Raw genomic sequence first — 12789 nt, forward strand, 5'->3', positions numbered from 1 at the left:
TAGATACGAAGCCTGACCATCAGCCCGTCTTTCCGTCTTCCACAGACAACTTATTTTGTTCCCATGTCATCGGTATTTGTAAACTGTTTTCATGCGGCCCGAGCTGACACATGCCCTTCCGGCTTCTGGAAGATGCCTGACTGACTTGCAACAGGTGCCCTTTCAGCGTGTTGCCAGCGCCCTTTTGAAGTCCAACCAGGCACCTTTTACGAACGGCTTGACAACCAATTGATTGACTGCTGGTTACAAACCCGGTTTTGGCACGGACTCTTTTTATCTGCAGATGATTTGTTTGAAATTATGTAATGACTTTTCAAAAATCCCGTCTGTATTTCCGACGTATTAGAATGAAAAGGTCTTTGTACCGGAGGAGGACAATAAAATAGACAGTTGACGGTCCTGGCTATGTTTCTGCTGAATGAATCACCTCGGTTTTTCCGTGAAAGCCATGCGAAAAGCATCCACGCATTTAACGGAAGAACCAATCTTTTTCTCTTTATTTGGCCATTTCGTTTTTTTTGTATAAGTTTGCGGAGAAAAGGAGAAGAAGCGGGAGAAAAGGCCATCCGGACGGACCGGACGGCGGCCGTGTACCGTCCGGCGGCGGCACGGCGGCGCATCCCGATGCCGCTCACCTCATTACAGCTAACCCCATCATGACAGATATGAAACAGAACCTCAAGAATGTCGTGCTTGCCGCAGGGCTTGCCTGCACGGCACTGACGGGTCAGGCGCAGAACGCAGGATCCAAGACCACCCAGACGGTCACGAATTCGCTCATGAAACAGAGTACACTACCTTTCAATGCTCCCGACTTCAGCCGTATCAAAGATGAGGACTATCTCCCTGCCATCAAGGCGGCCATCGATGAGCAGAGAGCGGAGATAAAGAAGATTGCCGACAACAAGCAGAAGCCTACCTTCGCAAATACCATCCTGGCTTACGAGCGGAGCGGAAAGGATCTGGAGCGTATTTCAAATATTTTCTATGCGCTGGTATCAGCTGACAAGACGCCTGAGATTGAAAAGGCGCAGGGAAGTATCGGTCCGATGATGACGGAGTTTGAGAACGAGACAAAGTTCAACCAGAAGTTCTTCCGGCGCATCAAGTATGTCTACGACCACGAATACAAAACCCTCAAGGGCGAGGACAAGAAGCTGCTGGAAGTCATCTACAAGGACTTCACCCACGCCGGTGCCCTGCTCCCGAAGGAGAAGATGGCACGCATGCAGGAAATCAACAGGGAACAGGCGAAACTTCAGCAGGAGTTCGGCAATATGCTGCCAAAGGCTGCCAACGAGGCCACCGTGTGGGTCAGCGATGTGAAGGAACTGGCAGGACTCGGCGAGACCGGCATCGCCCAGTGCAAGAAAGACGCCGAAAGCCGCGGCGGCAAGGCGCCTTACTGCATCGTGATTACAAACACTACGCAGCAGCCTGTCCTCGCAAGCCTTGAGAACCGCGCCCTGCGCGAGCGTGTCTATAACGCTTCCATCCACCGTACGGACGGAACGGGGGCTTACAACGCCTTCCCCGTCATCGTGAAGATCGCCCGTCTGCGTGCGGAGAAGGCGCAGCTGATGGGATACAAGAACTATGCTTCTTACTCGCTCGAGAGGGCTATGGCGAAGAACACGGACAACGTCTATGCCTTCCTGCGCCAGATGATTGAGGCATACAGGCCAAAGTCGGAGGCACAGACAAAGGCCATCGAGGAGTATGCACAGAAGACAGAGGGCGCAGACTTCCGTCTCCAGCCTTACGACCGCTTCTATTATTCGGCAAAGATGAAGAGGGACCAGTGCAGCTTCTCTGATGATGACGTGAAGCCTTACTTCAACCTTGACTCCGTGCTCGTGAACGGCATCTTCTATGCTGCTCACCGTGTCTACGGCCTCAGCTTCCGCGAGCGCAAGGATATTCCTGCCTATCACAAGGACATGAAGGTGTTTGACGTGATGGATGCCGACGGCAGGCAGCTGGCGCTGTTCTACTGTGATTACTTCCGCCGTCCGACAAAGCGCGGAGGGGCGTGGATGAGCGCCTTCCTCAAGCAGAGCGGCGACCGCCAGCAGAAGCCGCTGGTCTACAACGTATGCAACTTCGCCAAGGCACCGGAAGGTCAGCCGACACTCCTTACATGGGACGAGACACAGACGATGTTCCACGAGTTCGGACACGCCCTGCATGGGATGCTTTCAGACTGCAGATACAACACGCTCAGCGGTACGTCCGTATCACGTGACTTCGTGGAGATGCCGTCACAGTTCAATGAGTCGTTCGCAAGCATACCGGAGGTGTTCAACCACTATGCACGCCACTGCAAGACCAACGAGCCGATGCCGGACGCCCTGCGCGAGAAGATGCTCGGCTCGCTCAACTTCCTTTCGGCTTACGCACTGGGCGAGAACCTTGCTGCCACCTGTGTGGATATGGCCTGGCATTGCCTCACACCTTCCGAGGTGCCGACAGCCGAGGAGGCGCCAGCCTTCGAGAAGAAGGCGCTGGCTGAAATCGGCCTGCTGAACCATCAGATCCCTCCACGCTACTCTGCCTCTTACTTCAACCACATCTGGGGCGGAGGATATGCAGCTGGTTATTACAGCTATCTGTGGAGCGAGGTGCTGGCCGTGAACATCGCCGACTACTTCGAGGCTCACGGTGCCCTGACACGCAAGGTGGGTGATGACTTCCGCCGGAAGATTCTCTCACGTGGCAACACCTGCGACCTGATGACGATCTTCTCCGACTTCACTGGGCTGAAGGCGCCTGATACAAAGGGATTGCTGAAAGCAAGGGGGATGTAATGCCTCACCCCCAACCCCTCTCCCGTACCCCTCCCCCGAAGGGAGGGGAGTGATTACTCTCACTTGCCAAAAATAAAAACTGCAATGAAAAGCAAGCCACAATCAACAGGACATATCACTCCCCTCCCTTCGGGGGAGAGGCAAGGGGGAGGGGTTCTTCTTCTTTTTTTCATCTTCTTCTTGGCCTCCGCCACACGTGCCCAGAGCCTATGCGTCATTGACGGCATACCCTTACCCGACTCCCTCCTGCATGTCACCGTCACCGAGATGCGCTCGGATTCTGCCAGACAGATTGTTTCACATAGACTGGGACTTATTCCGCCCCAAGCCATCGAATCCATACAGACATTCCCGGCAGAAGAACAGATAAAGAAAGGTAAAAACACCACATTCTGCAAGCCGCCAGAAGACATCATCATCATAAGAACCAACTCCCTTGCAGAGCTGCAGTGGGTAATAAACGGAAAACCGAGGAAACCCCGGAAAAAGTTGACCATCATTGATTATAAGCTCTCACCCCAACGTATGACGGAGGCATTGCCGAGGGGCATCAAGTCAACGGACATAGTCTCTGCCGACATCCTTACTTACGCAAACGATCCACGGCTGGAAAAACATCCGACAATCGTCATCAAGACAAAGAACAGAAATGAAAGATAACAGCGTTCTCAAAAACACAAAAGAGAAGCCGCAGGGGGCTTCCTTCATCTCCCGCTCGCTTTCCCTCCCTCTCCAAAGCGTATCGGCCGTTCTCACCTTACTCGATGAGGGCTGTACGATTCCCTTCATTTCCCGCTATCGTAAGGAGCGGACGGGGAATCTTGACGAGGTCCAGATAACCGATATCAGCGAGCTCAATGAACGGCTGGAGGAACTTGGCAGACGGAAAGAGACGGTCGTCAAGACCATCCGTGAGCAAGGGAAGCTGACAGCGGCGCTCGAGAAGCAGATCCGTGCGTGCATGGACGCCGCGGAACTGGAGGACATCTACCTCCCCTACAAGCCGAAACGGCGCACAAGGGCACAGATCGCACGCGGGCAGGGACTGGAACCCCTGGCTGCCCTGCTCCTCCTCCAGCGTGAACAGCATCCCGGGGAATGTGCCGGACGATTCGTCAAGGGCGACATCAAGGATGCCGGCACAGCCCTCGCAGGGGCTTCGGACATCATCGCAGAGATCGTTTCCGAGAACCAGCAGGCACGCAACACCGTCCGGGCCGCTTACCGGCGGGAGGCCGTCATCACGTCGAAGGTCGTCAAGAAGATGCAGGACACCGACGAGGCGCAGAAGTTCTCGGACTACTTCGACTTCTCCGAACCGCTCCGCCGATGCAACAGCCACCGCCTGCTTGCCATGCGGCGAGGCGAGGCACAGGGCATCCTGCGTGTAAGCATCACGATTGACGGCGAGGAATGTATCCGCAAGCTCACCCGACAGTTTGTACGTGGACACGGAGCCTGTCAGACCCTCGTCAGCCAAGCCGTTGAAGACTCCTTCAGACGTCTTATCAATCCGAGCATTGAAAACGAATTTGCCGCCTTGAGCAAGGAGCGTGCCGACGAAGAGGCCATCAAGGTGTTCGCCGAGAACCTCCGCCAGCTGCTCCTCTCCCCGCCGCTCGGCCAGAAGCGCGTCCTCGCCCTCGACCCGGGATTTGCCAACGGATGCAAGATCGCCTGCCTGGACGGACAGGGCAACCTCCTTCATCACGAGGTCATCTATCCCCATCCTCCCCGCAATCAGGTAAGACAAGCCGCGGAAGCCCTCCAGAGGATAATACGCACATATAAGATTGAGGCGATTGCCATCGGTAATGGTACGGCAAGCAGGGAGTCTGAAACATTCATTAGTAATATTCTCCAAAATTCGGCAAATAACTTTGGAAACATCTTAAAATATGTGGTAAGTGAGGACGGCGCCTCCATCTATTCCGCCTCTCCCGCGGCCCGTGAGGAGTTCCCCGACGAGGATGTGACCACACGTGGAGCCATATCTATCGGCAGACGACTGACGGACCCACTCGCTGAACTCGTGAAGATTGACCCGAAGAGTATCGGTGTAGGGCAATATCAGCACGATGTCGACCAATCAAAGCTTAAGCGTTCACTCGACCAGACGGTGATGAGCTGTGTCAACCAGGTGGGGGTCAACCTCAACACGGCCTCCCGGCACCTGCTTGCCTACGTCAGCGGACTGGGACCCGCACTGGCCGGGAACATCGTAGACTACCGGCGGGAGCACGGCCCCTTCACCTCCCGGACACAGCTCAGGAAGGTGAAGCGCCTCGGCGAAACGGCCTACCAGCAGTGTGCCGGCTTCCTGCGCATCGACAATGCCGAGAACCCGCTCGACAATTCCGCCGTACATCCGGAGAGCTATCCCATCGTCGGGCAGATGGCCAGGGACCAAGGCTGTACGATAAAAGAACTCATCGCCTCTTCCGGACTCCGCAGGAACATCCGGCTCGACAGATACGTCACAGACCGCATCGGGCTGCCCAGCCTGAAAGACATCCTCGGCGAACTGGAAAAGCCCGGACGCGACCCCCGCGGAGCGGTCGAGGCCTTCGAGTTCGACAAGAACGTCCACACCCCCGGCGACCTCACCGTGGGGATGGAACTCCCGGGCATCGTGACGAACATCACCGACTTCGGGGCTTTCGTCGACATCGGAGTCCACCAGGACGGACTGGTTCACATCTCCCGGCTCGCCGACCGCTTCGTCGCCGACCCCACGCAGGTCGTCCGCCTCCATCAGCACGTCCGCGTCCGTGTCGTAGAAGTCGATATGCGGCGCAAAAGGATCGGACTGAGCATGAAGAATATCAAACAATAAAAATATATGAATCAGACAAAGAAAATCCTTGTTTACTCAGGCTGCATCGCATTTACCGTCCTGGGCGTATGGCTCCTTACCGCAGAAGCGCCCACCGCAATGTATCCGCTCTGGAAGACAAGACTTGCCGGCATCCTGTCCATCATCTTCTTCGGCGGGGGCGGTTTGTTCATGGCTTGTAAAATGGTAAAGCTCCGCATAAACCATAAGAAAGAAATAGAATTTACCGACACGGGCATCTCTATCTGCGGATCCAGGGAAATACCATGGAACGAGATAGCCGGCTTCGCCCTCATACGTTTTAAAGGCAACAGGTTGATAACCATCCAGATGAAAGACCCTGAAAAGGTTATCGCCAACGAACCTTCGTGGATAAAACGCAAGACCATGGAGTATAACCTGAAGACCATCAACGCCATCTACTCCTTCCCGGCCTGTATGATGGATGGACGGGCAGAGGAAGCACTTGCACTGTGCAGACTGAACCTGGCGGAACATCAATGCCATAACCGATAACAACTCCCGACAGTCAGCATTAACCTCTATAATATGGATGAAGACAGATTACTCTACATCAGTTCCATCATCTGCGCACTCCTCACCCTCTATCAGATGTTCAGCCGTCAGAAAGGAACAGGTGTCTTGTCTGCTATCGTATTGTCAGGTTACTCTCTCCCGCTCTACTATCTCCTCTTCTTTCGTTCAGAAAACGGGGCAGGACTCACATGGTGGTTTTGCCTCCTTGTGCTCAACCTGATGTACACCCTCTCAACAGCGGCACACATCATTTTCAAGTACATCAAGGGGAAACGGACGGCAATGTACCCCCCCTGAAATCAACAGACCGACCTATGGGAATGATTCTTGTTCTTGCTTTCTGGGCCGTCGCCATCCTGCTGCTGTCCCTGGCATCAGGCCTGCTGACGCTTCCGTTTTCCTGTCTCCTCTGCAAAAGACAGAGGAAAAGAAAGATGCTCCTCTGTTTCCTCACGCCGGGAACAGCCCTCTGCACCTATGCCGCAGGCAGTTTCGTATGTATGGTTGTCATAGCGGTCATCCTCGGGACGGATATAGGTATTGGCGACAGCTGGAGCGCAGCACTGAAGAATCATTACGAACTTGCCAGCACGGATGCGCCCGAAAACGGAGGCATCTGCAGGAAAGACGATCCCTGCGGCGAAGTGCTGGTATCGGAAGTCACACACCTGCAAGTTCTTGGCGATTCCGTCATCGGAAAGGCAGACGGAAGCTACTTCATCTTCAACCTGAAGAACGGCATCCATACTGACAGCCTTACCTATCAGGAACTTACAAGACATATCAGCCCTTCCACCATCCACCTTGTTGACAACAGCACCTATTACCGGGAACAGAGAAAAACCGCCTATGCCATCGCCGGCATCCTATGCCTCCTGCTGACCGCTCTCTCCGTATGGCTTCTCTGGCGGATAGGTCTGCACGGCTTTCAGAAAAAGTTACAGGAATTATGAATCGAATCTTCAGGGATCTGGCGTGATGAGGTCTGACCCGTGCGTTGATGACTTTGATGGCATACCGCACAGAGGCAGAGAGCGGACGGAGGTAAAAACCATAGAGCGGAGGCAACGCCGGCGCGTGGGCAACGGAGGTCATCGGAGAGTTTTATCAGGGCATTTGCCGGTGAGAATGATGAATGGCGTTTATCCAAAAAACAAAGAAACCCTTACGTTACTTCTCTGTCGCTCTTTTGTGCCGCCGGCATCTCCGTAACAGCCTTTTCCCTCCGCTTCTCCGTGTGCCTTATTATGCAGCAGGCCTGCTTTGTCACTCCCTATTCCGGAAGAACCAGAACGACAAGCCGCACCCTTTCCCATCCGAACGAATCCGAGCGGACGCCGGTATCCATCAAACACAGAACCGACCGCCATCCAACGCCCGGGTCTGAAGCCGGTCCGTCCGGAAGTACCCCTCCCATAACTCCCGGCACTGACCGGATGAATCATGAGAGCGCCACCTCCCGGACTGACTGCCGGTTTTCTACCGGCAAGATTCAGCAAAGGCGCAGAGGGGAGACAGGCCTCTCTTGAGACATTATCTTAAAAGAACGTCTGAAGCCTGTGATGAGACCGAAGCAGGACTCCCTTATAGGGATCCTCGGAAAGCGTAACCTGTTGATGATCAAATATGCGGTTCCGGGACAAACAGAGTTTTGCAGCGGTTTCGTAATATACGCAAGATCGTACAGGAACACCCCTACCTCCTGAAGAAGGCGCCGGAGGAGACTTTCCGCCTCACGGCCTCAATCAGAGAAGCCGTGTATCTGCCCTTGGGAATCCTGTCGATGACGGCCTCTTTGAATCCCGTCGGCAGGAATCCTCCGGGAATCCATAACGCATTCGCCCCGGCTTCATTCCCCGACGGCATCCTCAACCTCAGTTTCCTGGGCGAAGGGATGTCGATCCGCACCAGGATCCTGCCGTCCCAGGCACCGGGAGGAATCCCCAGTTCGCGTTCTATCAGAGACAAATCACCATGACTTATCAACAAGACGCTGTCCATCTCGGCCTTTGTCATGACGAACTGGCTGTTGTCCGACTTCCCGATAGAGTCCCCGCCATGACGGTCTAACAGTTCCTTGGAAACGATACAGGAGGCTCCACGCCTGAAAGATTTCAGATGCCGCCTTATATACCTTCTTTTCAGATAGGTTCCGGGGGCAGGCCTTTTCCCTTTCGTCAGCCTCAGTATGATGTCTTTCGACCAGCCCTTGAGGAAACATTCGGCGGGAGCACCGCCGTGCCCGATAGACACACGGCACGCAGCCTGCCCCTCTGTCGCCCGGACGACGGCCTCCGATAATGCGGAATCCTGCGCGGACAGGCAGCAGGCAGAGTCCCGGACAGGATGATATTGGGCGCAGACGGTCTGCCCCGCCCCCATATAGAAGAAGAGGAGCGATACGAAATAGCTGAACCATCTGCCTGCACTCATGCCCATACCGTCTTTTAAATACCGCAGGGTCTCCTTCGTACCTGCCTTCCCGACACGCAGAGACTCCGGCCTCACGCATTGACGGACAAACCGTAGACGAAAGGCCGCCCTGCAGATGCAAATTTAATGGATATTCTGATAATACAGCCATCTTATTGAGAGAAAGTTCTGGTTTCCCTACTTCTTTCCGTCCCCTCCTCCTGTCCGATCCCTACTCCTGTCCGTCCCCTACTCCTATCCGTTCCCCACTCCTGTCCGTTCCCCACTCCTGTCCGTTCACTACTCCTGTCCGTTCACTACTCCTGTCCGTTCACTACTCCTGTCCGTTCCCCACTCCTGTCCGTTCACTACTCCTGTCCGTTCACTACTCCTGTCCCATCTTTCCGTTCTCCCTCTTCTTTTCCATTCTCCCTCTTCTTTTCTGTTCTCCCTCTTCTTTTCCGTTCTCCCTCTTCTTTTCCTTCTTCCTTTTCTTTTTCTTCTTCCTCTTCTCCCTTTCGAGTCTCCCCTGCCTCCCCGGTCGGCTTTGTCGAAAAACCGTAACGGCGCAGGAGGAAAAGCACGGGCAGCAACAGCGGCAGATCCTAAAGATACCGCTGATGAATTTTCCCTTTCAGGCGGCAGATTCTGCTTTCCTCTTAAAAGCACAGAGACCCGAACGACCGGAAGAGAAAGCTGAAGATGCCGTATAAAAGCGAAAATCACAATGTCTGCAAGAGCGGACGGCGGATAATCCGCATTCGCACGAAAGACACATGGCATCGACGATGCCCTCGCGTCAACGCACCCTCGCCGACCGCTATCCGGTGTGGAATCTTAGAACACACTTCAATTGTTTTTCCTATCACCGTCCGGCAACACTTAAAGGTCGCGGATTTCCATACGTCACAACATTCAACCGACAAGCCCGAAGGGTCTTTGGAGAAACTCCCTGCACCAGAGAAAGTACATCGGCCTTCTCCGTTCATCGCAAGTCGCCGCAAGTCGTCCCCATCCAGACTGCGAATCGCAAACGTGTGCGCCATCCATGCGTCCGGCGCTTACCGACAGCACGATCACTGTCGGGAATCAGAACGGGCGGTGTCGGGAATCAGCATGGTCGGTGTCAGAATCAGCATGGTCGGTGTCAGAATCAGCATGGTCGGTGTCAGAATCAGCACTGCAGTGTACTGGATTTAGTTGACAGTTTTGGTTCTTAAATTAAATACTGTTTGACAATAAATTTGCTTAACTCCAATGTTGGTTGACACACGATTCTCTTAAGTCAGAGTGTTGTTGTCATTAGCTCGGTCGGTGTGAGAATCAGCTCGGTCGGTGTCGGGAATCAGCATCGCAGTAAGTCAGGTTCATTCCTGTCACCGTCCCACAGATAGCAAGAGAAAATGACCGACCTGCACGAAAAAAAATTGCTGCACAGCAACAAACATTGACTTTTTATGCCCCTTGAAACATCCCTCCAAACATCTCTCCCTCCTCACCTCCGACATTCCACCATATTTCTCTCTGACACCTCTCCATATTCTCTTTTGGCATCCATCTATATTTTACGCTGACATCCCATCATATTTTCCTTTGGCATCCCTCCGTGTCTTTCTCTGACATTCCACCATATTTCTCTCTGACACCTCTCCATATTCTCCTTTGGCATCCATCTATATTTTACGCTGGCTTCCCATCACCCCCCCCTCTGGCATCCATCCACCTCCGCTTCTGATGCCCATCAGAATTTCACCCGGACCGCCCACCGATTCCCACCCGGACACCCATTCAAGTTCCATCTCAACAGCCTTCCGATCTTCACCCTGACATCTTAAAAAAATGCCTCTGACCTGCCTCCCATTTTCATCCTGACATCCCGCCAAAATCTCATTCTATCCCCAGCCTTGTCTTCAAAGAAAAATATTTACTAAAAACACACCGTATTCTCACCGTCCCAAACTCGTCCGCAAACAAATCTCCCAGCTGGTAAGCCGCACACCCCCCAGTCGTCCAACGAACTTCACCCGACCTCTCTTGCCGGCTACGATATGCTTACCTTGTCTGTTAAAATGCCATTTTTCACTTTTTTGTCGCCGTTGTCCGCCTCCCTCACAAGGCGCATTAAGACCTGTCTTGTCTTCCCTGTCCGGCACCTTCCTGTCCGTACTTGGGAGCGAAAACAAATGGTCGTCACGGACAAAAACATATATATGTAAAAACGCATTTATAAATCTTTTCCCCTATCTAAATGCCGACTCGATTCAATATTTCAATACTTTAAAAAATATTCAAAAATTCACATAATTATATATAGATATAATTTTATTTGAGTATTTTCATATAAACATATTTTTAACAGAAAAGATAAAGCATTTATATATTTATATTTTCTTACACATAAGCAAATAAATACTTTTTTATATCTTTATATACTATAATAAAAAAACAAATAAAATTTAAACATCAATGTTTATATAAAAATACACTATTGAGAAAAAAGAAGGAACAGATAAAGATAGAATAGAGCAAACAAGAAAAAAATCTGAAAGAAAGAGAACAACCATCCTGGCATATTGATAAAATCTGGAAACAGGAAAAACAGCGAAAAGAAAAGAAAGAAGAGATAAACAAGAGGAAAAGAGAAATGCAGATATAAAATATTTTCATACAAAAAGAAAGAAAAAACAGGATAGCAGAGACCGAGAAAAAGAATGCCCAGCCCCTAAGAGAACCCGCCTTTCTGCAGGACGCACACATCTGCAAACAAAATACAAAACCTCATGATGTACAAAACAAACAACAAAGCAAAGGAAACAGACATCAGAGGAGCAGTGAGGAAACAAGACGGCAAAATATGTAGTTCTCTCCCATTCCATCGAATCCAAAACAAAATAATGTAGAAAAAGAGACAACACATCAACTGCCGAATTGGAACAACTTCCTCTACCGACAACTGAAATCGCCTGACAAAAAAGAACACTTACATCTTGCTCAATCAAAGAAAAGCAACATCCAGTCATACAAAAGAGGAACTGTGAGAGCCACAATCACCTGTAATACATATTTTTAAATATTTACATGAAAAGATAAAAGACTATTTAAATGAATTTGTTTTTATGTGAAAAATTGGCAAACGATGTCCGATACAAACAAACCGACCACCCAAGCGAAGGAAGCACAAATTGAAAAAAAAAAACACAAGAAAAACATATTTTCCGCTTCAAAGCATCGGAAAATGAAAACGTGAAAGTGGATTTGCACCAAAGATGATCTGAAAGATTGATTGATTTCATCGGGAACACAAACGCACAACAAACAAAGAGAGCATACAGAAAAAACGTAAAGAGAAACTGAAGAACCTTCCCGATTGAAAAAGAGAAAACGAAAAAAACTCACCCGGCATTCAGAAAAAAATAAGAAGAAAGAAGGTAAACGTCTGCTAATAAGTAATATCTATTTTTATATATTAATATATCAAAATAAAAAATCAAAAGAAAACAGAACATGAACGGTGAAGGGAAATATCAAAAAAGGACCGATGCGAGATGTCACCTTTTCAGTTGGCAGTTCCCAAGGCAGAGCTTGCAACGATGCCATAGTACCCCACTCCACCAGCAGACACCAGACACACCGACTCAAGGATGCAGCAGGAATACGGCAGAACAAGGTATCGACGGCAAAACACCAGACTAAATAAACCACAGCTGTCTGACAACAAGACAGATACATAACAACACGGAATGCTCGCAAAAGAAAAGGCTGCACGACAGCCCCCAGACAGAAAAAGAGAGCCGAAGGCACAGGCAGAAGTCAAAAAGCCATCCCTGACAGCATCGATCCGCTTCTCCCGACTTCCCAAAACAAAAAAGAAAGCTACGGAAGAAAGAGACGGAAGGGAACAGGCTGCACGGTCTAATACCGACCTGCAGAAGACTGAAAAACCAAACGAAACACCAAAATCAGAACCTGATAAATGTAAAATAAAGCGACAATAAATAGATGAATAGAAAAATAAAAGAACAAATATATATAAATACAATTACACAGAAAACGAGTGATTGGAAAGAGATAGAAAAAAGGAAATCATATAAAAGAATAAAGACATAAAACAATAAATAAACAAATAAATAAAAACATTAAATCAAGCGAAATTAAAATGTAAAATATATTTATATATTTATACTAAATAAAAGATTA

The 12789-nt window shown here is 50.6% G+C and carries 10 protein-coding genes; 8 read left to right on the forward strand and 2 right to left on the reverse strand.

Annotated elements, in window-relative coordinates:
* Positions 1-665: 665 nt before the first annotated feature.
* From HMPREF9141_RS03100 to HMPREF9141_RS03125, 6 genes are all read left to right on the forward strand, one after another.
* A complete protein-coding gene (locus HMPREF9141_RS03100; protein WP_040554402.1) occupies positions 666-2807 on the forward strand; it encodes a M3 family metallopeptidase in 2142 nt (713 codons plus the stop codon).
* 84 nt (positions 2808-2891) lie between these two features.
* Complete coding sequence (locus HMPREF9141_RS03105) at positions 2892-3467, forward strand: hypothetical protein (RefSeq protein WP_007367007.1); 576 nt, start codon at positions 2892-2894, stop codon at positions 3465-3467.
* Positions 3457-5643 carry a Tex family protein gene (locus HMPREF9141_RS03110; RefSeq protein WP_007367008.1) on the forward strand — a complete coding sequence of 729 codons (2187 nt, stop codon included), beginning with the start codon at positions 3457-3459 and terminating at the stop codon, positions 5641-5643. The genes HMPREF9141_RS03105 and HMPREF9141_RS03110 overlap by 11 nt, the downstream gene beginning before the upstream one ends.
* A gap of 6 nt (positions 5644-5649) precedes the next feature.
* Positions 5650-6159 carry an STM3941 family protein gene (locus HMPREF9141_RS03115; RefSeq protein ID WP_007367009.1) on the forward strand — a complete coding sequence of 170 codons (510 nt, stop codon included), beginning with the start codon at positions 5650-5652 and terminating at the stop codon, positions 6157-6159.
* A gap of 33 nt (positions 6160-6192) precedes the next feature.
* On the forward strand, positions 6193-6477 hold the full coding sequence (locus tag HMPREF9141_RS03120; RefSeq protein WP_007367010.1) for a hypothetical protein: 285 nt from the start codon (positions 6193-6195) through the stop codon (positions 6475-6477).
* A gap of 17 nt (positions 6478-6494) precedes the next feature.
* A complete protein-coding gene (locus tag HMPREF9141_RS03125; RefSeq protein ID WP_007367011.1) occupies positions 6495-7133 on the forward strand; it encodes a hypothetical protein in 639 nt (212 codons plus the stop codon).
* A 742-nt stretch (positions 7134-7875) separates the two neighbouring features.
* On the opposite strand, the gene HMPREF9141_RS03130 is transcribed toward HMPREF9141_RS03125, so the two are convergent.
* The gene (locus tag HMPREF9141_RS03130) at positions 7876-8613 is read right to left on the reverse strand and encodes a hypothetical protein (RefSeq protein WP_156792428.1); all 738 of its coding nucleotides are present in this window, start codon (positions 8611-8613) and stop codon (positions 7876-7878) included.
* A 279-nt stretch (positions 8614-8892) separates the two neighbouring features.
* On the reverse strand, positions 8893-9318 hold the full coding sequence (locus tag HMPREF9141_RS13275; RefSeq protein ID WP_156792410.1) for a hypothetical protein: 426 nt from the start codon (positions 9316-9318) through the stop codon (positions 8893-8895).
* Positions 9319-9531: 213 nt separating this feature from the next.
* On the opposite strand from HMPREF9141_RS13275, the gene HMPREF9141_RS13670 reads away from it, so the two are divergent.
* Positions 9532-9792 carry a hypothetical protein gene (locus tag HMPREF9141_RS13670; RefSeq protein ID WP_218916010.1) on the forward strand — a complete coding sequence of 87 codons (261 nt, stop codon included), beginning with the start codon at positions 9532-9534 and terminating at the stop codon, positions 9790-9792.
* Between the two features lie 2540 nt (positions 9793-12332).
* Positions 12333-12587, forward strand: a complete 255-nt coding sequence (locus tag HMPREF9141_RS03150) for a hypothetical protein (protein ID WP_007367018.1) — start codon at positions 12333-12335, stop codon at positions 12585-12587.
* Positions 12588-12789: the final 202 nt, after the last annotated feature.

The sequence above is a fragment of the Prevotella multiformis DSM 16608 genome (genome assembly GCF_000191065.1).
GTDB classification, from domain to species: domain Bacteria; phylum Bacteroidota; class Bacteroidia; order Bacteroidales; family Bacteroidaceae; genus Prevotella; species Prevotella multiformis.